Origin of the sequence: Spirosoma arboris (assembly GCF_009754945.1) — a bacterium.
GTDB classification, from domain to species: domain Bacteria; phylum Bacteroidota; class Bacteroidia; order Cytophagales; family Spirosomataceae; genus Spirosoma; species Spirosoma arboris.
Genome location: NZ_WPIN01000002.1, coordinates 137,991 through 163,603, shown reverse-complemented (window position 1 = coordinate 163,603; position 25,613 = coordinate 137,991). Strand labels below are relative to the sequence as shown.

The following is a 25,613-nucleotide window of genomic DNA, read 5'->3' as shown; positions in this document are numbered from 1 at the left end:
CACTCCTGTTGAACCTACCTAAAGGCGTTTGCTTGCTACCGGCTAGTTTGGGCATCCATAAACCTCGATCAATTAACCATCACAAAAGCGTCTTATGCAGCCCATTTATATTTCACTCCCTATTATGAGCCTTGGGCGCTCGGCCGTCGAAAAGATTCTACTAGCCCACCTGTGTGAGCGAGCCGCTCAGGATGCTGGCCAGTGCACCGATAGCAATACCACCTTGGCCGAGGCCCTGGGCATGCATTCAAAAACCATCTCTGAATTGATCAGTCGATTAGGTGAGGCAACGCTGATAGCTGTAACGGTCGATAAGGAGCAGGCCAATAAGCGAATCCTGAGGCCATTAGCTGAGTTTTTAACCGACTATCCGGTTTTGACGGATAGTACCAAGCCAGACTATCCGTCAAAACCGGATAGTCTTTCAAGGCTAGCCAAAGACTATCCGTCAATCGCGGATAGTACTCAGCCGGACTATCCGTCAAAACCGGATAGTACCCAGTCAGACTATGAGCGAATCACTCATAGCCCCGCCCGGAGGTGTCCCATTACCGACATTGATATTACCCATCAGGGCGACAACTATCCGGTCGTGACGGCCGCGACCATCAAACGACTCTATAAAACGGATCGGCACCAGTTCGAAGAGGTCATGACTCGCCTGGAGATTTCGGCTCCGAATGACTCCTCGATGTCGGGCCGTTGCATGAGTATGGCTTTAAAGGTGGGGGCCCTTGTCAACACATATCCGGCCGACCACTTTAAAAAATTAGCCTTGAGTCAATTCCTGAATGCTCAGCGCCCCAAGCGACTATGTCCGGTTACCGACGTGGATATTACCCACCAGCGACCCAGTTGTCGATTCGTCACCATCTTGACGCTCAAGAACCTGATCCGGACGGATCGGCCCGCGTTTGATCAGCTGGTCAATAGATTCCTGACTCCAGCCCAATTTTCTGAATCGGTCTCGATGAAAACTCATCTACTGGCTGAACGGGTTCGGCAGGTGGGCAATACGCAGGTTTAACCATGGCTATACCCTTGACTGAACACAAGCCGTATTTGATGCTGACCAGGGAAGCGTTTTCCGGGCTATTACAGCTCCAGTTATAGGCCGCTGATTTGATCAGTCTACAGGCTAGCAAACCGCTCGGCATAAGGTCGTAAACCGCTCGTCAAATCCGATCAAAAACGACCCAATTCGACAGCCCCAAAAGGGCGTTTTATTCCGTTTTTATTCCGTTATTTTCTGAATGTCATCGACCTGAACGGAGGCCTCCATAAAGGCATGCTCCGGCTCTTTTGGATGACCCTTTTTGCTCTACCATTTTTGGTATTTTATTACTGTTCTATTACTGTTATTGCTTAAGCTGGGGTCGCTTTACAGAGGGCTCTTGGTAGGGGTATAACGATCGATATGAGGTGAGCCAAAATCCCTATTTCATCACTGTTTCATCACTGTTATTGCTCAAAATGGATCGGCTCACTATTGGCAATTCTGCCGGCCTGGAAGAGGCTTTTTCGGGGTCGATTTGACCTAGCCCGTTTTAGGATTTTATTCCTGTTCTATTCCTGTTATTGATCAAAATTGACCTCATAAATTAGGGGCTGCTCTGGCGAGTCGCCGGGTACGTAATTCCCTAAGTTCGTCCTGGATTTGCCCATCCGTTCTGGACTCGAGCTGACCGGTGGACGGCTTACCCGATTTTGATTTTACCGGTCGGGGGACTCGTCCTTCGGTCCGGTCGAGAAGCACCTTGAACGCGTTGATATCCCCCCGCAACGCCCGATAAATAAGCTGCATGGCGACGATGGCGAATAGGGTGTTATCCCCGTCGGTCGAGTAGGTCAGGCTTTGTCGGCTGACCTGACCATCGGCGGTCGTCGTGGTAATGCTCAGCTCCAGGTCGCTGCATTGACCCAGCTGCTTCATCAGTTGAGAAATCGTCCCCTGCTTGGGTGGCCGACCCGCTGGGTTACCCGATTGGCCTTTTGGAAAGTCACGAAGGGTACCCCCGTTTCTACCTGGTCTGTTCATTGCAGCTTTAGTCTATAGTGGAAAAATACAACCCGTTTTCGGAAGTTCACGCTGTTTTATTACTGTTATTGCTCACAGAGGCTCGGATATATCCAATTCGTGATCTATTCACCTCAGCCCATCGGATGCGCCATTAGGTAGACTCGATTGCCGATCGCGCCTGCGTATGATTGATGTCAAAGAAATCTTCAGAACGCTAGAAACGGTATATTTGGCTACCGAGCCAAATGGGATACGACTCAATACTACTTACCGTACCGATGAGGAAACGATAGAAGAGGATATAGTACGAAAGCGAAGTATAACGCCTGTACTTAGTCCGAAATGCCGATTATCCGATCCGGATAAACTATTTCGTTGTCGTTGGACCATTTTCGCCCGCCTGAAATGCCCGCGAAAACCTTCCGTTAACGATAAGGTCAATGGTGAACGGCCATAGGCGTAAAAAAGTAAATAACTGTAAACGTGGTTGAGGCTACGAAAGGGGATAGCCCCTTTGCTCGATCAATCCCTTATCCGTACTGGCTTGAGGCCTCTTTGCTCATCCGCAGCCATCGGAGTTGAGCCATCGAAAATCTGCCTATCGATGATCAGCTCGAATACTCTTAGCTGGGTAAGAGTATTCGAGCTGATGACTAATCGCTATGCTGGTGGGTAACTGATCGTAGTTGGGTCGCCTATAGGTCTGCCACCGATCGCTTACAGGCTAGTGGGTTCATCGAACTGTTCCCAATCCGCTTGCCGGGCCACAAAGATTTCGTAGATGAGATTTTTCTTACCGGGTCGGTCAGCATCGGCCTCCATTTTCATGTGCGATAAGTGAGCCACGATGTAAGTAGGCCAGGTGGCCGGATCGTCGGCATCCTCACCAATCAGTAAGGGCTGGCCGTAGCTGTAGTGGGGTGGGTCCTCCACCACCACATCAGCCTGTAGTAGGGTATAGCTCTGTCGGCTGGGGTCGTCATAGAGTTGGATGCGCAGGAGTTGGGGCATAATGCGTTGTTTACGGTTAGCTAAAGATACCTTCAGGAAAGGCGTAAAGAAGTACCAGGACGCATTATTATTAGATTCTTCATCCAGCAGGCCAGTCCTCAGAGTAGACACCGCATCCCTAAGGCTGACTCGCTAAACGGAGTAAGTTCGTAGAGGCATTGATTTCGCTATCTTCACCTTGACCGCACTCGCTCAAGCCATGCCCATGGTCGGCTTAACTGGGTTCAAACGGTGACAGCTGATTAGCGTCCCCCTAATACCCCTCCCTAAAGAATAGGCAGCCAGGTCAGGCATATAACTTACTGTGAGCAGCAACAGCATAGGTTGCGGGCCAATCGACTATGCCGCCCTTGAAACCGTTTACAGAGAATGGATGCCTTTGCCAGATTATAGCGCCACAGGGGATCGTCAACTCCGTCACTTGGTCATGGTTAGCGAGTCGATAAGCAATCCTTGGGTGTATCGTCAACTCCACCCCTAACTGGAAATGGGACGTTGATTAGTGAGCTGGCAAGTTGCGACGGCAACCCCATCCTAATAGCATCATTATCATCGTTGACAGGTTATCTCAGACAAACGGCCATTTCAGGAGAGAAGGTTACACATGGGAATCGGATTTCTGCCGCTGGGGTAACTCAATGAAAAACGCCGTTCCATCACCCGCTTGGCTCTCAACTCGAAGCGTTCCTCCATGCCCTTTGGTGATGATGTCATAAGAAAGGGATAAGCCTAATCCGGTCCCTTCACCCGTGGGCTTGGTGGTGAAAAAAGGCTGAAAGATCTTCTGCTTCATGCTTTCAGGTATGCCTGTACCGTTGTCAGCGACCCGAATCTGAACGCCTTCTGGCGTCTTTTCGGTCGTAACCCTTACGGTCGGCAAGTAGGATGAATCAGCGTGCTGCTGGCGCTCTCTGACGGCATAAAAGGCGTTGTTATACAGATTCAATAGGACACGCCCAATTTCTTGGGGGACTACATTGACTTGTCCCAAGTCAGCGTCATACTCAGTCACCAGAGTGCACTCGAACGATTTGTCTTTGGCCCTAAGCCCCTGATAGGCAATCTTGAGATATTCATCGGCTAAAGCATTCAGGCTGGTAGGTCGTTTTTCGCCTGAATCGGTACGGCTGTGTTCCAACATACCCTTGACGATAGCCGAAGCCCGCCCCCCATGGTGATGAATCTTTTGAAGGTTTTGGCTCAGATCATCGGCGATGACTTTGGCCTCCTCCGTGTCGCCTTTCGCTAAAGCTTCTTTCTGCTCTTCGACCAGTTCGGTCGAGACTTCCGAGAAGTTATTGACAAAGTTGAGAGGGTTTTGAATCTCATGAGCAATACCCGCCGTCAGCTCACCCAAGCTAGCGAGTTTCTCTTTTTGAATGAGTTGGGCTTGGGTACTTTTAAGTTCAGTTAGGGTTTCTTCTAGATAGTCGCGCTGGGTTTCGATCTCTTCTTTCTGCTGCTCGATTTCATGGTTCAGCACTTGCAGCCGACTGTTGGTTTTCTGCTTTTGTCGATTGGTACGATATAACACACCAGCTAACAGCAGTAGACCCGTCATAATGCCTAGTAGACCATAGATTTTGACCTGGCTTTTAAACTGACTTTTCTCTTCCTGTAGCCGTTGTACCCGCTGCTGTTCGTCAATCAGCGTGTTTTGAATCTGGTTGATTTTCTGCTGGCTGAACAGACTATCGCGGGCGGCCATCATGATACTCTGATACTTATAAGCACTATCAGGCCGCCCCAGTGCCTGATACACTTTAGTTAACAAGTCACTATTTTGAAGAATAGACCGAAAATTGAGCAGGTGTTGGCTAATCCGTAGCCCATTTTTAGCCATCAGGATGCTCGAATCGAGCTGATGGTGGTTCTTTAAAAAGATAGCATACCATCTGTAGGCATAGCCTAGACCCCGTCGCTCATTTCGCCTTTTGAAAAGTTCAATGCTTTGGCCAAAAAGCTGAACTGCCCGACTGGGATTTTCATTACTTTCCAGTACGGCCCAGTAATAGAGTTGAAACGGATCATGCTTGAAAGGCGGGTACTCCTGATCGCTTCGGGTCAGATAGTAACGAGCGGAGTCTTGTTTTTTGGCTAGTTGACAATAAACAATACCTATTTCTGAATCAGCAAGAGCTGTTTGCTGCTTATCTTGTACAGTTAGAAAAATGTCATGTGCTTGTTTGAGATAGCGAATGGCCTGCGGATAATTTTCTAAAAACAAATTTAGCTCCCCAATTTTTAGGTTACACATACCCACTCCATACTGATAGTTCATTTGTTGGGCCAGTTGCAAGGCCTGCAAATAGATTCGCATACTCTGGGGAATATCCTGCACTGAATAGGCATCACCCAACAGAATACTACTTTGTAACTCGCCCTTTCGATGACCAACTCGCTGGGCCAAATGAATGCCCTGTTGGGCATACCAGCGTGCCGAATCAAAGTTACGCTCATAATAGTGCTCACTCAATTTAGTCATCAGCCACACTCGGCTGGTGTCTGCTTTGGCGCGGGCTAGTTCATTTCGAAGACTGTCGATAGAATAGCTAACCGGTTGAGCAACTGTGGAAAGAGCAAGAAAAGGCAGGAACATTAAGTATATATAAACCTTCATGACGTTCAAACGCTTAGGTTGTGGGAACTGTAATCATAAACTCAGTGCCTTCATTGGGTATACTTTCCACCGTCAGTGTACCCCCATGTCCCTTAGTGATGATGTCGTAGCTAAGCGACAAGCCAAGTCCCGTTCCCTCGCCTGTGGGTTTGGTGGTAAAAAAAGGCTGAAATACCTTGGCTTTTACCGAGTCAGGAATACCGATACCATTATCTCGTACCTGAATTAGTACTTTACCAGATTCCTGACGCATGTTGACCCAAACGGTGGGCTTATAATCGGGATTATTAGTTTGTCGGACTCGTTCGGCAACCGCATAAAAGGCATTGTTGTAGAGGTTGAGTAAGACTCGCCCGATCTCCTGAGGAGCTACTTCGACTGGCTCTAACGTTGAGTCAAAATCGGTGATTAGCTCGCAGTTGAAGCCCTTATCTTTAGCCCTCAGGCCATGATAGGCTATCTTGAGATATTCATCGGCCAGGGCATTGAGGTCAGTGGGCCGCTTTTCACCCGATTCGGTGCGGCTGTGTTCGAGCATGCCCTTAACAATATTACTGGCTCGACCGCCATGATGGTTGATTTTCTGGAGGTTGCCACTGAGGTCGTCGGCGATGGCTAGTACGTCCTCGATATGTCCGGCCTGGGCTTCTTCTTTCAACTCCTCAATCAATTCAGTAGATACTTCCGAGAAGTTGTTGACGAAGTTTAAAGGGTTCTGAATCTCGTGAGCGATACCAGCGGTCAGTTCGCCCAAACTGGCTAGTTTCTCCTTCTGAATCAGTTGAGCCTGAGTCGTTTGAAGTTCGTTAAGCGTATCCTCTAGATGGTCGCGCTGAGCGGTGATCTCCTCCTTTTGCTGCTCAATCTCTCCCTTTTGGCGCTGCACCTGCTGGGTTCGTTGGGCTACCCGCTCTTCTAAAATTCGGTTTTCTCGAACCAACGCCCGCGAACGGTATCGGATAAACGCCCAGAGACTACCTCCTAGTGCCAGTGAATACACTACATAGGCCCACCAGGTCTGCCACCAGGGCGGTTGAATAGTGATCTGGATACTCGTTCCTTTTTCATTCCAGACCCCATCGGCGTTGGCCGCTTTGACGCGCAGCACATACGTGCCGGGCTGCAGATCGCTGTAGCGGACCTGGCGGATGGTACCGTTCTGAACCCAATCCTTATCAAGAGGACTGAGTTGGTAAGCATACCTGGATTCACTGCCCCGATTATAGCTGAGAGCCGCAAAGTGGAAGGTCAGATCGTTCTGGTTATAGGGTAAGGAGATGTCTTTGGCAACGGATATGTGAACGGGTAGTTGGCCATCCTCGCCCAGGGTCGCCGGTCGGCTGTTGATGGCCAGGTCGGTCAACACTACGGGTGGGGCATGAGTGTCAGTCTGAACCTGAGCCGGATAAAACGCATTCACCCCTTTTTCACCCCAGAAATAAAGCTCGCCATCCTGAGCTTTCAATGAACCATCACCAGTCCCTCGTACGATTGTTTGGATACCATTATTGCGATCCGTAAAGGTCAGTAGCCGCTCTGTTTGCGGATTGAACCGACACAAACCATTGTCGGTCATCACCCACAGCCAGCCCTGATCATCCCGCTGAAGGGCACTCACCCGATTAGCTGGCAGGCCATTTGTGGTATTATAACTGCGGATAATCGTTCCGTGCCGGTCCAGCAGCAATAACCCACGCAAATAATCTCCTACCCACCAGCCTCCACTGGGTTGATCCTCCAGCAGGGTCAGCACGCAGTTTGGTCCAACCATCTGATCCCGCCAAGTGGTAAAGCGGGTGGTGGCCGGATTCAGTACGCAAATCCCACCATTACCAGACCCCGTCCATATGTTTCCCTTCTGATCCTGGCGTAACGTAAAAAGATTCGCATCCGACAGACCTTCCCGCTGGTATTTCCGGTTAATAAGCCGCTCAAGTGGTTCTCGTTCCGAAGGAAGCAATTTCAGGACCTGAACACCCCACAGATCGGCATGAATGGGAGGAGCACCTGGCCAGGAACCGTAGTTCGTATTATCATCGGAGCGGTAGCGCAGCCGGTAACGCCCCGCCCCTAGCCGTAGGGTTTTGATCTCCAGCCGCAGTTGGGAGTAACTGTCTATTTTGCTGTTCTCGGGTGATAGTTCCCAGATCGTCTGCCCTTTCTCGTCTTCGAGCCAGCCGTAGTCCCACTTGACACCCGAACCTATCTCCCCACCGGCCACCACACAGACCTCCGTGGGCGTATCCAGTGTGAAGGAAGTGGTTTGATTGGCCCTAGCCTGCGGGTGAACAATACCCGCAATCCGGCGTTGGGATACCAGCAGGGGCTTGAGCGACGTGAATACGTCAGGCGGGTAAGCGTCGGCCGTTTGATAAAAATGCTCATATCGCTGTCCATCGATATCGATATGGGCCAGTTCCTCAATGGCAGTCATCCAAAGAGTGCCATCAGGGGCTGGGAGTAAACGACGGATATCCTGAAAGCGGGATTCATTGGGATTGCGTCGCAGGTCAGGCATAAAATGAGTGAAGCGGCCCGTCTGGCGATCCATCTGGTAGAGACCGCTTTGATCGGTAGCCACCCAGAACCGCCCTTTTTTGTCTTCGGCTATGGCCAGGATGGCTCCTTTTCCCAGTGAGTGGTGGGCGAGGCTGTCGTAGCGGTAGTGGGTGAAGCGGTTCGTTTTTTTATCGAGCCGGTCGAGGCCTTTATTCGTACCGAACCAGATTACTCCCGGCTCAGAAGGAGCCTCGTATACGGTTAGCACATTACTGCTTTGCAGGCTGGCTGGCTGGCCAGCTTGGGCCGTCAGCAAAGGGAAACGGGGAATGCGGCTTTGTTTATTAAGCCCAAGCCCAAAGCTACCGGCCCACACCAACCCGGTTTTATCCACCAAAAACGAAGGAAACGCTGTTCCATATAGGTTGGTCGCTCTCTCTAACGGGTCAAGTTCATAACGCACAAAGCGGTTACTTGCCCGATGGTACAGGTTCAGGCCATTCTTGGCCCCAAACCAAATATCGCCGTTGGGCATTTCGCGGAGCCCCCCCCATACACCCGCGCTGGGGGTAGCCAGGTCGCCGGGCCGGGAAACAAAATGAGTGAACTGACCAGTTTTGGGATTGAACCGATCTACCCCCTGACTGGAGGGCACCCAGATCCGTCCATCCCGGCTTCGGAAAAGCTGGAAGAGCGAATCGGCTTGTAGGCTGTTGGGGTCACGGGAGTTATGAGTGAACTGGGTAAGTTGTCCGGTTTGGGGGTTGAGCCGAAACAGCCCGTTCTCGGAACTGGACAGATAGAGTTGATCGTCCACCGGCAGCACAAAGCTAACCTTCCGAAAAGCTCCCAAGAGGGTCGATGAAGCGTTGATCTGGACGCGATTAAACTGGGCCGTTTTGGGGTCAAATGCGTGTAGGATGTTTTCGGTAGCTCCTCTGGTAACGACCCAAATCGTGCTATCTGGGGCTTCCGCAAACGAAAAAGCAATGAATCCTGCTGTATTCGCATAGATATTATCGCTGGCTAAACTGTGAGCGTTGGCTGGGTCATAACGGAATGAGGTCCAGGTTTTGGCCTTAGGATCGAGCCGATCCAGCACGTACGTTTGCCAGTCATTTTGTGCGGTAATGATCCATAAGTTTCCTTGATGGTCCTCGTGAATAGAGTTGACAAACTGATCGGCTAGTCGGGCTTTGGGTAGTGGATAGTCGATGAAGCGCCCGGTGGCCCGTTCATAGCGGAAGAGGCTTTCACAACCCACCCAGATATCGCCGTTGCGGTCTTCGTGCAGAGCCCTTATCTGCTGTCCCTTCAAACTGAAGGGTTTCAAGGGGTCATACCGAAAAGAGGTCATGGTGGTGCCATCGTAGCGGACCAGGCCATTCTGGGTACCCAGCCACATGAATCCTAGATGATCCTGGATCATACAGACGACCGAGTTTTCGGGCAGGCCATCAGCTACACTCAGATGCTCGAAATAGATGCGGGGAACTGGGCTCACCTGGGCTTGAGCCAATCGCGAGCGGGTTGTCAGGCTCAGCAGCAGGCCAATGAGTAGGCATCGAATCATAGTTCTTGGGACGAGGAAAGCAATCGCTAATCTACGAAATGAATGGTCGGTTTTATACGTCAAAGGTGGGACTCTAGGGAACAATTAGCTATCCCGTTTGAGTCAAAAGTTAGCAAATTTGTGACCATTCGGTAAAGCTCATAAGGTCACGGGGTTGCCCTTACAAGATCACGGGGGGTACTCCTCAGATACTTCCTCTAGCGGCGTTCTTGCTAGTTCAGTTCGGGTCTGAAAATCATTCCAGCAAACGGCCCAGGTATTGGATCATTTTTGAAAAGCTCACTTAAAACCCAAATGATTTGAGTCTCACAAAAACGCTCCATTCGTGTTACACTAGCAATTTAGGGATTGGGCAAACACACATGAGAGAAAGGGCAGTACCGATTGGTACTGCCCTTTCTTATGGACCCGTATTGAACCGGTAAAAACCTTCCGTTGCTACGAAAGACGTTACTTCACCGCTGGTCATAATGCCCCCGGGTTTCTAATCCTTACTGGTCAGCTAGCGTAGGCAAACGCCCTGCTGCTGGAAGCCGAAACCGCTACTGGCTTCGTTGTTGGGTTAGGCGCTGGATCTCCTGCTTATAGAAGTCTACCGTCATGCGCAGATAGTCGATCATGGCCGGGTCTTCTTCGCACTGATCGCCCTGGTTCTCCAGTTCGGTCAGCCACCTCTGAAACAGGTTGGCCGATTTAACGGCCGTGGCTAGCGGACTAAGGCCAACGATCACCTGTCTGGTATTAGGGGCCTTAACGAACTTTAGCGGGGTACTCGGGTTAGTCTCAACAGCCTCGTTCGGCTTTAGCTCTACAAAAAGCTGCGCCTGTTGGAGTAGATCTGGCTGAGGGGTTGGATACTGGATATAGCCCCCGAAAAGAGTAGGATTGCGAAGCGAGGCTTCGAAACGCTGCTCCTGCCGCAACTCATCCGCCAGTCGGTTATCGATAAACCGTCGGAGCAGCACCAGGCCCGAAAGACGGTTTAATTCGGGGTAATTTGCTTTAATCTGTCGAACCAGACGATGACGACGAATAAGGCGGGATAGATAGGTAAACATGATTTTGGGATAGTGAACCAGGTCAATGCCCGTTTCGCTGTTTCATCAACGAACTGATCTCGTGCTGGTAGCGGGCCTGGTGATGAAGATAGCCAATCGAGGCCATAAAATTACCATAAGGTAGTTGCTCTACTTCGTCAAAGGAGATGCCCCGGTGCGCAGCCACGGCCGATACCAGCGCATACTCTTTATAGGCTTCCAGTTCGGGAACCATCGACTCAGCCAGGTCTTCGAAGGCCGATTTGGGTGGCTGAGAATGAAGGTGACCTGCCCAGAACTCGTCGAGCTTCGATAGTTGGTCAAAAAAAAATGGGCCAGCGGCAAGGCTTCGGTCACGGGCAGGGCTTCGATCTGAGCGGTTATTTCGGCCAGCTGGCTTCTGTCCGTCAATCGAGTCTTCATCAGTAGCGGATAGAGATAAATCGATAAGATTGCTACCGCCATGGTCATATAATTAACCGATAGTTCCTCGTCAGCCAACTCATTGACAAACTCGTCCACGGTCCATTTCTGAAACAACGTGCACAGACCTAGTTCCTGGGGAGGCTTTACGCCGGCTATGGTTTCCGGAACGGGTAAAGATAAAAAATCGGGAGCCTGACCTAGATAGGCCAAGTGCTGCATGAGTTGGGCTTCTTCAGCGGCCTCAATCGTTTGTAGCGCCTTAGGATCGGAAGCTAGTATATCTAATAGCATCCCGATGGAGAGCGGGATAGGCCGACTCTCCTCGGTCTGATCCGCGACGGATAAACTTTGCTGCCGCAAGTGCAGGAATTGACCCAGCGTAATCTCCTCCCAGGAGGTGGGCACGGTAAAGCTGACTTGAGGGGTTTTAACGGTAAGCATGGATGGATGGTTGATTAAGTAACTATGAGCCAATAACTGGAGTAAGGGAAAATGCACGGATTAAAACAGGTGGGTATTATCCCTTAATATTTGCCTTATTCTCGACGCGGACCTGTCGATCAACGCCGTTTCGGATATCACCTACCCGCACATACTGGGGTGGTAACGACTTGACCGTTTGCAGCACCATCCCGGCCACCACCGAGCCCAGCCGCTCGTAATCCAGGGGAGCCCCCGGGGAGGTGGTGGCCAGGTAGGTGGGGGTCAGGATACCACCTAGTGCCAACCGGCTAGGCATATAGGAGGCTAAAGGGGCACCCGTATTGATTCGCATCGTTCCAGGATAAGCAATCCCACCCCCCAGTTGATTGAATTCCGAAATTTTCTGCTTTACACCTGGTATGGCCATGGATCGTTTATTAACAATCCCTTCACCACCTTCTAGTTCCACCTGACGGCGGCCCCGAACGCTATACTTAACTCCTCCCTGGGCGTGGCTTGGACCCTCTACAATTTCACCACCATGCTCAAACTGCTGACTGGCAATGACGGCTTGCTGGGCCGCCCCGACGGCCAGGGCTAATACGGTTTTGATCGCATCGAAGGGAGGAGGCAGGATCTGGGCAGCCGTCACCGCTTGCGCTGTGGCAATAATATTCTGGATCGTGGCCAGTTTGCGGGCGCGTTCGGCGCTCTTGCGGTCGAGTTCGTCCTTTTTTTGAGCGTACTTCTCTTCAATCTGGGTTCGGGCCTCGGCGCTTAGACCAGCTGATTTTAATTGTGCTGTTTGCTGCTCTTCCAGGAGCTTGTTATCGCGCTGGGTGATGGCCTGCGAAACGTTACTTAGGGCATCGGTTAGGGTCGCTAGCGCGTCTAAGCTGTTATTGATTAGTTTTTGGTTGAAATCCTTCCGGGCATCGGCAATGGCCCGGTTCATGTTGGCCCATATTTCTTCCTGGGCGTCCGCATTGTCCTGAACTTGCAGTAGCTCCTGGGCAGCTGCTTCCCGGATCTGGTTTAACCGCTCATCTAACTCGGCCTTGCTGCCTGCTTTCGTTTTCGCCAGCGCCGTATTGGTTCGGTGTTGGATAGTACTAAGCTGCGCCTGGGCTTCCTGTTTGTCAATTTCCCGCTTATCAGCCGCTCGCTTGACTTCCAGTTCGCGCAGTTTGGCGTAGTACTCCGTTGTTTTGCCAAGCTGCTTTGAGAGAGCCAGCTCCTGCTCTTCGGTTTCCTGATCAATGAGCTGCCTGCGTAATTCGAACTCCTCAGCGGTTCCTTTCTCAACTAATAACAGACGTTGGCGAATACCCGCCGAGGTAATACTATTCTGCTTCTCCTGGAGGTCAAAGGCCGCATTGGTATTTAAGGCTAGTAAGTCCGTTTCGTATTTAACCCGGATTGCCTTTTCCTCGGCAGTGCCCTTGGCCACGCCCACGAGCGACAACTGAAGCTGCTCATCGAGTAACTTCTTCTGAATGTGTAAGACGTCCAGGCCGTTTCGCTGAGCGATTTCCAGTTCTTTTTGGGAGTTGGCGATCAATAAATTGATGCGCTTTTGCTCGCCTTCGATCTGAATCTGATTCAGTTTGTTTTGCAGTTCGATCTGTTTTTCTTTACTCTCGGCCTCTATATCAGCTAGTTTAATCTGCTCCTCGGCTACCTTGTCTTTGTCAGCCGCTGTTTTCTGACTTAACTCATACTCGGCCTTTGCGCTGGCGATCCGTTGCTGTTGGAGGCTAATCTGCTTTTGGAGTAAGCTATTTTCTAGCGCGTAGGCCTTGCGGGCTGCGGCCTCGCGAACCGTCTGGGTTTGGGTGACATCCTCCGCTAGTTTCTTCTGGGCTGCGATCTCGGCCCTGCCCTGGGCCCGCTCTAATCGCAAGGCCCGTTCTTCCTCCCGAATTCGTTGATTAAGTTCCACGATGGCTACGCCTGCCTGGGCGGCCTGGGCTACCGCTGAAGGTAAGCCCCTAATGATATTATGAAAGTGGGTGATGGCCGCTGTTGGGCTGGTAAAGAGTTCAATAAACGCTTTGGTCAGCTCAATGCCGCTTTTGATGAGCACGTCGAATACGGCGCCAACGGCTCCGGTGGCTTTAGCGACAAAATCCATTCCGGCCTGGGTCTTGGTCAGGATCGTGACCAGACCCGTTAACAGTAGCACGATGGGTACGGCGCCGAGAGCGATCAGTGCACCCCTACCCGTAAAGACGGCTTTGGTAAATAGACCGACTCCCTGAGCACCGGACTTAAACGAATCGAGTGTGCTCCCTACATTGAATCCCAGCACATTGATATCCCGCAGATACTCTTTAATGCTTTTTCGGGATTCATCCATGACTTTTTGATTTTTCTGCTGAACTCTCGTCAGGTCGTTGATCTGCTTAAGCCGAACACCGCCCACGGTCGCATCGTCGCGTTGGGCCTGGGTGAACTGGTGATACTCATCGGTTAGCTCGGCGATCAGCTTATCGAGCTCATCCATACTGCCGGTGGCGGCTTGCGATATGGCCTCCTGTCGGTTTAATTCGGCATTGGCTTTTTCGAGTTCGCCGGCCAATTGCTGAGCCGCCTTTCCACTTTTGCTCTCGGTTTGGTTGAGACTATCCAGATTGGCCTCTAAAACGGCCATGGAGAGACTCATCTGTTTGACGATGGCCTCGGCCTGTTTTTGCTGCTTTTCGTGAGCGGCCAGGGCTTTGGTGTAGCCTGCTAGTTCCTTCTCGGTTTTGTCTATTTCGACCTGGAGGGCCTGCATCGTTTTTCGATACACATCCTCGCCCAGGAGCTTACTGGTAAAGAGTTGCTGTGTCTTCTCTTTTTCGACCCGTAGGCTAGCTAATGCTGCCCGGGCAATCTCCGCGTTCTCTTTAACTTTTGGAATATCGAGTACTACCTCGAAGAGTAGCTGTTCCGTTTCTTGTGCCATAATGGGTATAGGTGTGGTAAACCGTTTTTGACGGTGTGATAAATTAATGACGCGATTATAAGTGCTCCTTACGCAATAGCTTGTCAAGCAGTCCCGCCATGCTGAATCCGCGCTCTTTACAATGGCGAATGATCTCTTTTTTTCGCTCGGGCGAAACGTACGCTTCGATTCGCTTCATGCCCTTGACTCGGCAGGGCTGGCATTTTGTTTTCTGGATTGGGGTTACTTCGGCTTCCATACTTATCCTGGATTACTCCGTTTAGCGGTGTAGGGCGAAAGTAGAGAGCGAATTCAGGAGCTGAGCTATGTCGGGAAAACTACGTCAAGTCGTAGTTTTAAAATAAAAATATCCGGCACGGGCCGGACTAGTCAATTTGGTTATTAGCTAACGTATACCGGGCCGTCATGAACACGGCATACCCGGTTTTATCTGGGCGCCTTGATTCCCATAGAGGTGCAAAAACGCACTTCTAGTGACACCTCTACTCCCGAAGCTGTGGTGCAAAAACGCACCGCTACTGACACCTCTACCCCCTGAAGTAGCGGTGCAAAAATGCACTTCTAGTGCTACCTCTACTAGCACCTCTAGCGCACCTATTAATAAGGATATACCTATTACCTATATACCTACTACAAATAAAGCGCCCGTCGTTCCGACGTTTGATGTGTTTTGGAATGCCTATGACTACAAAGTAGGCCGCAAGGATTGTCAAAAAAAACGGGACTGCATAGCTGGTTATACAAGCGGACCGAAAACGTGTAGGTACATGGAATACGGAAGGTAAAGCAGTTGCAGTCAAAAGTGTAGGTAAGGATAAGTTGGCTACTTAGGAGCAAAGGGCGCTTTGTTTTACTACCGTTAAGTAAAGTGAAAAACTATAGGTGGAATTATTTATATTATTTGTAGAAATAATTCACACTATACTAGCATGCCTATGCAACGGCTATTTACACTTTGTTCCCTTTTTGCTTTGTTAAGTTGCGGTGGAGGTGGTGGAGATCCTTCGCCTTCGGGTAGTACGACCTCGAAATGTGGTTGTTCCAAATACAATAAATCGGAGTGTAGTACCCACTCGTGTCACTGGACCGTTGGACAAGGATGTGGCTGCTAATGGAACGATTTATACTCCCTCTGTTTTGCGCTGCCTGCCTTTTTCTCACGGGCTGCCGGGTCAATCGCTATTACTATGTTGTAGAAGACCCCATTAATCTTTATGAATTTTCCTCTTTCTCAGGCCAGCCACTACTCACCGCTGCCCCCGGGGATACGGTTTCTGCAACCGGAACAAAGGGTATTCAGCTAGGCGGATCAGTTCCGGTTGAATACAGGGGTTACCGCTTCTATGCTCCTTTTGCCAGAGCGAGGTTTTTACGGATTGTAAAGGTGCGGTCAAAACGCGATGCCTTTGCACCAGCCATTGTTTATACCAGCCGGCTGCGCTATGGTCATAGTAGCGCCTATAGCGGTTTACCCAGTAATTATGGCTACACACCCTCAACCGGTGCAGTCATTCATACTGGGCCCCGGGGTGGGCGGTATTACATTAATAGTCACGGGAACAAAACGTATGTTCCCCGAACTAGTAGCAGTCCATCAAGGAGCACCAGCAGCTACCGCTCAAAAAGCAGTGGCAGTACTTATCGGTCACGTAGTAGCGGCTCCTATCGGAGTAGTGGAGGTCGGGGCCGCCACTAAAATGCAGTCATAAGTCATTCTTTAACCCTTCCTCCCTTCTGTTATATGGACTTTAAAGATCAGATCAAACAATTGGCGGAGCGCGTCTCCCGCATGAAAGATTCTATCCTCACGGAAGAGGCCACCAAAAACGCGTTCATCATGCCCTTCCTGAATGCACTCGGCTATGATGTATTTAATCCTTTCGAAGTAGTTCCGGAGTTTATCAGCGATATAGGGACCAAAAAAGGCGAGAAAGTTGATTATGCGATTATGCGAGAGGTGAACGGCCAGCCTGAACCCTGTATGCTTATCGAATGCAAGCACTGGAAGCAGGCCTTGACCCTCCATGACAATCAACTCCTCCGATATTTCCATGTCACTAAGGCCCGGTTTGGTATATTGACGAATGGTATTGTTTATCGATTCTATACGGACCTGGAGGCTCCAAATCGAATGGACGAAAAGCCGTTTCTGGAGATTAACATGCTGGATTTACGCGACAACCAGATCGAGGAGCTAAAGAAGTTCCACAAGTCTTACTTCGATGTCGATAGTATCCTATCAACGGCTAGTGAGCTCAAATACACCAATCAGATTAAGGCGCTTATTCAAACAGAACTGGCCAGCCCATCGGAGGTGTTTGTTCGTCATTTTGCCAAACAGGTATATACCGGCCAGATGACTGCCCAGCGTCTAGACTACTTTACGGGCCTGGTCAAAAAATCATTTCAGCAAACCTTTTCCGATCAGATCAAAGATCGACTCACTACGGCCCTCACCAAAGAGCAGGATGAGCCGCCGGTCGTCAGTGTGGAACTACCAACAGCCTCCACCGACAAGAAAGAGCCAATAGTTGTTACAACCGCTGAGGAGCTGGAAGGCTTCTACATTGTGCGGGCGATCTTAAGAACCAAAGTTGCACCCGAACGGATTGTCCACCGTGATGCGCAATCCTATTTTGCGATTCTCTTAGATGACAACAATCGTAAGCCCATCTGCCGGTTAAATTTCAACGGACAGAAGAAATTCATTACCCTATTTGATGAGGCCAAAAAGGAGGTTCGGCATGAGCTTGGCTCATTAAATGATATCTTCAAGCATAGTGAGGCATTATTGGCTATGCTGGCTTCCTATAGTATCGAATAGGATTAAACGACAATTATGCAAATAAAAATCCCGGCCGTATCGACTGGGATTTTTATTTGCATAAACACTTTAGTGGCATAAGTGAACTTGTGTAATTCAAATTTGAGACTATTAGGAAAGATTCCTAACCGCCCAATTCCTCTATTCGTCTATCCAGGGTCTGCACTACCTATTATCTACTTAAAGCTGGTGCTTTTTAAACCCATTCCCTCACAGTCAGTAACAAACAGACTTCTTGGTGAGTAGTGAATGAACAAATAAATTTCAATCAGATCAATCAGCCGTCGTCTACTTAGATGGCGGCTGATTCGTTATCTAGCACCCTTACTTACAGGTAGCTTTCCTCCTAAAACGTGTTCTATACTTAGAAGTGATTGACTTTTTGTCAAGTATTGGTTTCTACAGCCTGTGCCTACTGGGTACGGGCTGTTTTCGCATCAAAAAAATGCCGATTTAATCCAAGTCGGCATTTTGTATTTTTATCCAATCCCAACATGGACTATTTATTATTGGGTATCGAAGTCGGCTGTCAGCGTGTTTATACTAGTTGACAAAAAAACGCCAGCTCCAATCGGAACCAGCGTTTCCATTTCTATCTACATTATTAACCTTCCTAAGGGAGACTAATTTGACCTTGTAACTTACACAATGCCAGAGTAAACACTATTAATATACTATTAAAAAATATCGACTTAGCGAGATTGACGCTTGCTATAGCTAACAAAGCTTGATGTTACCGAATAATAAATAAATTAACTTATTATCTAAACAGTAACTTAACGTGTTGATTGCTTGAGAAGGCAAGCTCTTATGGGTTAGACAAAAATGCTAGCGCTACTGAGAGTGCTAGCATTTTTTGTGAGGTAACAAGTATATTTTTAATTGCCTACTAACGGATCTGGACAGTAGCCCCTATTTCACCGGCTGGGTATGAGCTAGAACGAAGATTAACCCGGTATAAACCTCGCTTCAAACTGTCAGCACGCGTTTGTGTTATAGAAACAGTACCGCTTAAGGGTGATGTTAGGGCAATAGCTGTACCACTGCCTGGTGTAGTTGAGGTACCACTACCCGGAGTCGTCGTAGTGCCACTCCCCGGTGTAGCCAAGGTCCCACTACCTGGGGTTGTGCTGGTTCCGCTGCCCGGTGTGGTCGTAGTGCCACTACCGGGTGTAGCCAAGGTCCCACTACCAGGCGTAGTTGACGTGCCACTACCTGGGATCGTACTGGTTCCGCTACCCGGTGACGTTGAGGTGCCACTACCAGGATTGGAAATAGTTGATGGAAAGGCCCCAGCCAGTAAAATACTATTACTATTAGACACCGTACCGCTTGTTGTCGAGGTCGATGTAGATCCAGGGTCCAGGGTAACCGCTGTCGGCGAAATACCCGAGAAAGTAACCGTGTAGCTTAGTACAGTCGATGATTGATCGAGATTTCCCAGAAACGTTCCTGTCGCAGTTGATGTCGTTGAGCCCGGCGACATTGACTGGTTATTGAGCGTAGCTATCAATTGAACCGGATTGCTTACGGTTGTTGGATTATCATCGTTCTTACAGGCATAACCCAAAATCACAAGCAACAGTAGCCCTGTTGCTATTCTTATTTTTTTCATAACGTTACTGAGTTAGTTGAACTAATTTACTTCTAGTAATGTGTTGCTAACCCTTACGCATGAAGCTTTGTCTATATTTACATTTTATTAATGAGGAAATGGCACCTTGCCTAATAGGTCAAACGCTAAAAATTCTGCTCAGCTAATAGCAACCCTTATTAAGCCGAGAAATATTTGTCTCCTTAATCAGCCGCTTATACGGAATCACTTGTCAAATAGGGCTAGGTCGTTATTTTTACAACTTCATCATGTAGGGTATCATGCCAGAGGTAGCAGAACAGGTAGGACATTTGATTCGAGAATTTCGTAAATCAAAAGGATTAACCCAAAAGGAGTTAGGTCAGCTAGTAGGAGTTTCTTTTCAAGCAATCAATAAATATGAAACCGGCCAAAACTTGACTGTGGAGACCCTATTTAAGGTCGCTCAAAGCCTTGGAGTAACAATGGCTGATCTGGTTAAAGGGATATAAAAAAATTTACCCCAATATTCTATATATATGTAGAATATTGTCTATATTTGTTAAGTTAATGAGGAACAGAAAAGGCGATATAGTACCGAGGAGGTTGCCCGCTGGACAGTACGTACCGAGTTGACAGCAACTAATTAATACAAAACCCCAATGCTACACTTTCGACGGTCATAGCAAAGGGGCGATGTGAAACACCCAAACCGTTAAATTCAAATGATCACAGGACAAATGTACCTGCGGGTAGGGGATTCTACAACCCTAACTCCACAGACGGTCTCAAAGCAGGCCCATTCTACTGCCCGGAATTACAAACGGCAGGCCAATCAACTCCCCATTCTTCCACTGGTTACCCGATCAAAAGCGCAGGCCGCCAGATCCTCTAAGTCGACCGTATCGGTTCAACCAACAGATCAGCTTACCGGCTTCCAGAATCCAATTCCAACCGGTAAAACAAAGCCGCAGGTCGTCGAATCCCCTTTCCAGGCCGCTCTTCTCTTGACTGCTGCAAACCACCGAGGCAACTCAGACTTTAGTGCTTTTGTCTGTTACCTCAACGGAAAGCAGGTTGTCGCCATCGAGCGGCTCCATCGTCTACGCGGGCATAATCCCGAAATTGATTTGACCAGCATTCTAAGCCGGGCCCTTCGTGATCGAACCATTAACGGGGTAATCATCGCTACCTGGCACCGGCCTACGGCTGAAGACCTGTATGCCGCCGAATTCGAGGATGAGGTAGAACGGCAGTACCAAATCCTACTGGAGGCTGACATTAGGCTGGTCGATAATCTGCGTCTATCGGAAACGGGTATGTATTCCTATTACGGCTTCGAATGTGTATGTCTTACAAAGCCGAATTTAAGATAGAGCTAATAATAAATGGCTATTATGCGGTCAACAGAGTCAAACAGTAACGGGTTTAGCTCCAGGTCTTTGACCACTTAAGTTACTACTTCAGAAAAATCCAATATTACATGATATAAACTAAATGTTTCACTAATACTAGATGATATTTTATGTCTAGAAGAATAGGTACTTGTAAAATAATCAATCCAGTGGTAAGACTCTAAAGACTGAACTGTTAAAGGAGAGATCCATTTATTAATATGATAGTTAATACCATTGGGGGCCGTAACTAATCCATCAAGATCACAGGCAGTTACACAAAACCCAATCATAGCATTTACTGATAAGTGGGATGGATACTGGCTTGTAATGAATCGATTAATTCCCTCTCTTACATATTCTCGATTCAACGTATTGCCACCATCTAGGCGCTTACACTCTATTATAAAGAATATGTCGTCGTCGTTAAAATGATTCGCTAAACACACTTTTAGATCCAGATAACCTGTTTCTTTAAGCGTATCCTTGTCAATAGTTGCTGGTTCAGCACAGAAGCGGCCAGATGTAAAATCTAGCTGCTTTTTAATAGAGCTATTAGTCAAATAACGGGCATAAAGTAAATTGCGAATGATTTCTTCATCATTCGCAATATTTTTTTCCTTTTCCTTAAGTATTTGAAAACAATCTACAATAAAGTTTAAAATAATTTCCAACTCACCGGCAAAGTAGTCGGCAGTTAAAGCGAATTTACCGATATTCATTGACTGGAGTCGAAGGATTAGACATTGAATTGAGCAAAGATTCTCGAATCTCAAACAGATCAGAATAGGCAATAGCTAGATGCCAATTTTTGTCTTCATTAGGTTTAATTATATGAAAAGACGTTTTTTCAAAAAGCTTTATATCTTTTTGAATGAATAACTGATCACTAAACTTACTGAGAGATAATCTTGAGAATAAATCAATTCTCTTGCGAATATCTTCTTCTGTTGGGCTTGTATCAGGTATACCTGGCTCAATTATGGATATATTAAAACTTGCCTGAACAAAATACTTTTCCCTATGAGCAGATGCAATAAACTTATACCCTTTACGAACAGGAAAAACTTTTTCAAAGTGCTGGCGAAAAACAGACAAATAATTTTCCAAGCATGTATCACTAGCAGGATAAACTATTTGTTGTGTTGAGATATGTTGTGGAATTGTCACTGTCTCAGCATAATCTATAAGAGCAGATTCAATTGAGTTTACATCATATGCTTCTTCTATACTAACATTAAGTTCACGGTATAATTGATGTAGGGTATTATATTGTTCAATACTAGTAAACAAGTTTGCTCCCTCTACAAGAAGGTTATACAGATTTATAGGACTAGTTAGGCCATTAATCTCTTCCTCAATCTTCTTGGCTATTTTTCCTACTTCAGTATTGGTCCGGTATGGAAAAGAAAGCAATTCCTTTTTCATTGCTTTTTCTCTTTCTACTCCGATAGAGGCCGCAGTGTGAAGCTGAAAATAAGTGAATAGGCGTGAATGAAATAAGCCTTCTAATTCGTGTAAAAATGAAGCGGACTTTAAATCATCTTGCTTAAGTTTAATTGAAATTACGTTATCCGTGAACACAACTGGCTTGTAGCTAACGGCTGCCTTAGCTCTAAAGTGACTATCTACTGATTTCTGAAGTAATAACATCGGGGGCTGAAATAAAGACGCATTGCTAGGCCGATGCACAAAATGCTTTTTCCATGTACTATTATTTGGAATATTGACATGGAATGGTTGAATATATCCTTTGGTCAAATCTAAATAAGGCTTGTCGACTAGGTGACTAGCGGGATTTTTATCTTTTCCTCCCATAGTAACTCCAACCCCGACCTCATACTGATTTTCATCATCTACTACATCTCCTATGGAACTAAATTCATTAGACCTTAAACGTTTGATAAATTGAAAGTCTAATGCATTTCCATACAAAAGCACCTTCCAAATCCAGTCGTATTGTACGAAATTCGCTTGTTTAAGCTTTTTAATATCATTTTTTTCAATCACAAACAGGCGAAGAACTCTATAAAATAAATTTAACTTAAGGGTGGTATGAGTAACAACATTATCTTTCGTAGCATGCCCTTTTGCATGTCTATAGACCAAAACAGCTGCCGGAGTAATTGCCCCCCCTTTCCCTGTTTGGCTTCTATTAAAAAGATAACGTCTAACTGCTGATAATTCAAGAACGCTATCTACGTGGAATCTCTTTAGAAAATATTGCCTAAAGTTGTAAGCATTTAAATTATATAGTAGCTTACTATTAATAACAATTGCACACACTGTCTCTGGTTGACAGAAAAGGCTTGTATGTACTAAAAAGGCTTGAGAGAATTGATTATCACTTACACCAATAATTGTTCCTTCCTTTTTTTCTCTTTCTCGTATACAGGCCATATATGGGCTGTCAGCTACTTCACCCCATGGCGGATTGCCAATGATAAACTGAAAAGCTACATCCTTCAAGACGGAAGCGCAATAACTTTGTGCTTCAAATAGACTACCTTCATTAAGATTGAAAAAATCTTCTACAAAGAAGTTTTTATTGAGTAAATCAGGTAGTTCAAAATATTCAATGTCCTTTGGCTCCTGGTAGTCAAGTAATGTTATGTATAGCGAAAATATAGCAACGCTTATGGCATTTGGGTCTTTATCAATACCAAATATATTATCAACTGCCAACTTTGTTAATACATGGCTATTTTGATTGGTAATGGGAGCAGTGGTTCGTTCATACTGATTGATGATTCGACGAAGTGTTTCAACTAAAAAAATACCAGAGCCACACGTAGGATCTAACACTTTGCACTCGTGTTGATTTGGGTGTTGCTCAAAGTACGTTGAAACAGTCCGATCAACAATATAATTCGCTAAAAAGGAAGGTGTATAGTAGGCCTTTTGATCAACCTGCTTCTCTCTTCCCATGAAGTACTCATAAATGTTACTTATAAACTCAACAGGTATAATGTCAAAGTTAAATAGATTAAATAATGAAAGCTGACGTGGCGCTACATACTCACCACTAAACAGTTGATAAAGCACCTCTAGATGGTCATCATTAATCATTAAGTATTCTTGTGCTTCACCTGGAAATACATCCCCTTTGAACTTCTGTCTTAAGTGAGCAAACAAGTTATATAATAACTGCCTTGACTGTAGTATTTGGCGAAAATGTTGACTTGTCAAGAAACCCTCATCTTGTTCATCGAATGAAATACGTACTTTACGATCAATGAGATAACGGATAAATATGAGTCGTCCTAATAAATTATTTGCAATGGACGAAGGCAATCCTTTTTTAAGCAATTCATTACGTGCTGCTTCAATATTATCCAATAGCTTGCGATCAACTCTTTCGCGACTATTGAAATTAGATTGGTATGTTTGAAATACATTTCCTGAAGCAATGTTCCAAAAATTAAAAGCCTGTATATTGGGTTTACCACCCAATTTTTCTAAGCTTATTCTTTTTTCTACTGAATCTACCTGTTTTTTTTTCTTTTCTAATTTAAAGCTATTGTAAATTTCTATATCAGTATCTGATACAAAAAAAAGAATAGGAGTTACATTAAAGTTCCAACAATTTTGATGAGTTTGGGAAGTATTATAGGTATTATCAAAGAAAAGTACTAACGGCTCTCCATTAAATACAAAGAAGGCTGTTGGGCTTAATAACCTTAGGGTTCGTTCAATTTTGGATGGAAAGATTCCTTCCCACCGGTTCTCTTGGGTGTAGAATAGCCCATTATCTCGGCTAAACTGTAACTGCTCAAATAAGGATGAAAAGATGCTCACGGTCAAAAGTAGCCATATTTAATAAATAAAATAGTATTTTCTTGTTTTTTTCAAAAAAATGCAGCAGTAAAATTATTTTATGGGTTTAAGCAAGTAAGCAAGAGTTAAATATTATTCATGCCGCTTAATAACCAATGAGGCCGAAAGATTGAATATAATAAATATTGTTCTTAGGTTTGTGTACATATAAAACACCATGAATACGCCAGAAGAAATCGGAGACTATATTGAGCAATTGCGTAAACAAAAGGGTCTTACACAGGCTGAAATGGCCCATAAGTTAGGCGTTAAGACTAGCACTTATACTCATTTTGAGACCGGCCGAACAAATATGACACTTTCAACATTAAATAGAATTTCTAATGCTCTTGGATACGATATGCATGTTTCCTTTTTTTTAAAGAAGTCTCATTAAGAGTATTAGTTAGTTATAATTAATGTTTTTTTGAGAAATAATGTTTATTATAATTAACATTTCACTATATTTGTATTGTTAATGAAGCACGAAAACGGCGGCACATACCCCTTTTAGGGGTGCCCCGCTTAACGGTAGAAGCTTAATTAACAAAGAAAAACCCCAATGCTGGGCCTAGGAAACGCAGCAATTGGGGCGAGTGTCACATTCTAACCAGTGAGTCAAAATGCAAACGGTACAAATGTACGCGGGTAAGGGCAACTTTGCGCCTTATTCTGAACCAGCGGCCCAAAAGCGGCCCCGAATTACCCTCCGGCCTGACAAAAGGCAAATTCCAATCCCCGTTGATTTAGCCACTGAGTTGTGGCGACCCGTAACCGGGCTTGAAGACCGATACCAGGTATCGAGCAAAGGTAGGGTTGAAGCCCTTGGCCGATGGTCCGGCCCCCGCTATATCCAAAGAAAGTTTCTAAAGCTCGAACTAATTAACACTGGGTACCAAAGGACGGCCCTTTACGATGGTGAAGTGTATCATCACCTGTTCGTTCATCGGCTTGTTGCAATAGCTTTTATCCCCAATCCACAGGGGCTTCCACAGGTCAACCACAAAGACGGCAACCGACTAAACAATACGTGGGCAAATCTTGAATGGGTTACTGCTAAGGAAAACATCGCTCACGCCATTAAAAACAACCCAAATTTTACCGGAAGGCCGAAGATTATCCCCGTTCATATAGTCAACAGAGTTATTAGCGACTACGATACCCAGCCCAAACAATTTACCATTCAACAGTTGAGCCTTAAGCATAGGCTGTCTATTGATGCGGTAAAGAAAATCCTTCGCCAGCACAGGCCACCAAGTCGGCACAGCCAGGAGACAGTATGTAGTGTAGTTTCTGATTATCTAACACGTAAGTCTACAGGCTTAACCAGAGCCATGATTGCCCAGCGCTACGGTATTACTGTATGTGCCCTCAAAGGAATTGTCCGGCGAGCCAATAAGAACGCCCCTCGAGTTATTGTAGCCCCCCACTCAAACCCTTCCTAACC

17 protein-coding genes and 2 pseudogenes are annotated in these 25,613 nt (G+C 46.8%); 7 read left to right on the top strand and 12 right to left on the bottom strand.

What is annotated here, in order from left to right:
- Positions 1–94: 94 nt before the first annotated feature.
- Positions 95–1,027, top strand: a complete 933-nt coding sequence (locus GO755_RS04570) for a helix-turn-helix domain-containing protein (RefSeq protein ID WP_157583537.1) — start codon at positions 95–97, stop codon at positions 1,025–1,027.
- Between the two features lie 567 nt (positions 1,028–1,594).
- On the opposite strand, the gene GO755_RS04565 is transcribed toward GO755_RS04570, so the two are convergent.
- The 9 genes and pseudogenes from GO755_RS04565 to GO755_RS04530 form a co-directional block, all read right to left on the bottom strand.
- Positions 1,595–2,038 (bottom strand): DUF5681 domain-containing protein, encoded by a 444-nt coding sequence (locus GO755_RS04565; protein WP_157583535.1) that lies wholly within the window; start codon positions 2,036–2,038, stop codon positions 1,595–1,597.
- Positions 2,039–2,737: 699 nt separating this feature from the next.
- Positions 2,738–3,142 carry a hypothetical protein gene (locus GO755_RS04560; protein ID WP_157583534.1) on the bottom strand — a complete coding sequence of 135 codons (405 nt, stop codon included), beginning with the start codon at positions 3,140–3,142 and terminating at the stop codon, positions 2,738–2,740.
- Between the two features lie 487 nt (positions 3,143–3,629).
- Positions 3,630–5,651: a sensor histidine kinase gene (locus GO755_RS04555; protein WP_227686861.1), complete on the bottom strand. Its 2,022-nt coding sequence runs from the start codon at positions 5,649–5,651 to the stop codon at positions 3,630–3,632.
- A 13-nt stretch (positions 5,652–5,664) separates the two neighbouring features.
- Positions 5,665–6,534: pseudogene (locus tag GO755_RS42305) on the bottom strand (sensor histidine kinase); the annotation flags it as partial.
- 162 nt (positions 6,535–6,696) lie between these two features.
- A pseudogene (locus tag GO755_RS04550) lies at positions 6,697–9,723 on the bottom strand (ligand-binding sensor domain-containing protein); the annotation flags it as partial.
- 542 nt (positions 9,724–10,265) lie between these two features.
- On the bottom strand, positions 10,266–10,781 hold the full coding sequence (locus tag GO755_RS04545; protein WP_157583530.1) for a hypothetical protein: 516 nt from the start codon (positions 10,779–10,781) through the stop codon (positions 10,266–10,268).
- A gap of 129 nt (positions 10,782–10,910) precedes the next feature.
- On the bottom strand, positions 10,911–11,627 hold the full coding sequence (locus GO755_RS04540; protein ID WP_157583528.1) for a hypothetical protein: 717 nt from the start codon (positions 11,625–11,627) through the stop codon (positions 10,911–10,913).
- Positions 11,628–11,703: 76 nt separating this feature from the next.
- Positions 11,704–14,559 carry a hypothetical protein gene (locus GO755_RS04535; protein ID WP_157583526.1) on the bottom strand — a complete coding sequence of 952 codons (2,856 nt, stop codon included), beginning with the start codon at positions 14,557–14,559 and terminating at the stop codon, positions 11,704–11,706.
- A 55-nt stretch (positions 14,560–14,614) separates the two neighbouring features.
- Entirely contained in the window at positions 14,615–14,797 is a 183-nt protein-coding gene (locus GO755_RS04530) for a hypothetical protein (protein WP_157583525.1), read from the bottom strand.
- An 873-nt stretch (positions 14,798–15,670) separates the two neighbouring features.
- On the opposite strand from GO755_RS04530, the gene GO755_RS04525 reads away from it, so the two are divergent.
- Both GO755_RS04525 and GO755_RS04520 read left to right on the top strand, forming a co-directional pair.
- Positions 15,671–16,255 carry a hypothetical protein gene (locus GO755_RS04525; protein ID WP_157583523.1) on the top strand — a complete coding sequence of 195 codons (585 nt, stop codon included), beginning with the start codon at positions 15,671–15,673 and terminating at the stop codon, positions 16,253–16,255.
- Between the two features lie 45 nt (positions 16,256–16,300).
- Positions 16,301–17,383: a type I restriction endonuclease gene (locus GO755_RS04520; RefSeq protein WP_157583521.1), complete on the top strand. Its 1,083-nt coding sequence runs from the start codon at positions 16,301–16,303 to the stop codon at positions 17,381–17,383.
- Positions 17,384–18,272: 889 nt separating this feature from the next.
- Here GO755_RS04520 and GO755_RS41330 read toward each other — a convergent pair.
- On the bottom strand, positions 18,273–18,998 hold the full coding sequence (locus GO755_RS41330) for a CHRD domain-containing protein (RefSeq protein WP_227686860.1): 726 nt from the start codon (positions 18,996–18,998) through the stop codon (positions 18,273–18,275).
- Positions 18,999–19,258: 260 nt separating this feature from the next.
- Here GO755_RS41330 and GO755_RS04510 point away from each other — a divergent pair, with 260 nt between their 5' ends.
- Both GO755_RS04510 and GO755_RS04505 read left to right on the top strand, forming a co-directional pair.
- The gene (locus GO755_RS04510) at positions 19,259–19,468 is read left to right on the top strand and encodes a helix-turn-helix domain-containing protein (protein ID WP_157583519.1); all 210 of its coding nucleotides are present in this window, start codon (positions 19,259–19,261) and stop codon (positions 19,466–19,468) included.
- A gap of 213 nt (positions 19,469–19,681) precedes the next feature.
- Positions 19,682–20,332 (top strand): hypothetical protein, encoded by a 651-nt coding sequence (locus tag GO755_RS04505; RefSeq protein WP_157583517.1) that lies wholly within the window; start codon positions 19,682–19,684, stop codon positions 20,330–20,332.
- Between the two features lie 74 nt (positions 20,333–20,406).
- On the opposite strand, the gene GO755_RS04500 is transcribed toward GO755_RS04505, so the two are convergent.
- Both GO755_RS04500 and GO755_RS04495 read right to left on the bottom strand, forming a co-directional pair.
- Complete coding sequence (locus tag GO755_RS04500; RefSeq protein ID WP_157583516.1) at positions 20,407–21,072, bottom strand: hypothetical protein; 666 nt, start codon at positions 21,070–21,072, stop codon at positions 20,407–20,409.
- Positions 21,059–24,148, bottom strand: a complete 3,090-nt coding sequence (locus tag GO755_RS04495; RefSeq protein ID WP_157583514.1) for an Eco57I restriction-modification methylase domain-containing protein — start codon at positions 24,146–24,148, stop codon at positions 21,059–21,061. Before GO755_RS04495 ends, GO755_RS04500 begins: the two co-directional genes overlap by 14 nt.
- 196 nt (positions 24,149–24,344) lie before the next feature.
- On the opposite strand from GO755_RS04495, the gene GO755_RS04490 reads away from it, so the two are divergent.
- Positions 24,345–24,563 (top strand): helix-turn-helix domain-containing protein, encoded by a 219-nt coding sequence (locus GO755_RS04490; protein ID WP_157583512.1) that lies wholly within the window; start codon positions 24,345–24,347, stop codon positions 24,561–24,563.
- A gap of 226 nt (positions 24,564–24,789) precedes the next feature.
- Positions 24,790–25,611 carry an NUMOD4 motif-containing HNH endonuclease gene (locus tag GO755_RS04485; protein ID WP_157583510.1) on the top strand — a complete coding sequence of 274 codons (822 nt, stop codon included), beginning with the start codon at positions 24,790–24,792 and terminating at the stop codon, positions 25,609–25,611.
- Positions 25,612–25,613: the final 2 nt, after the last annotated feature.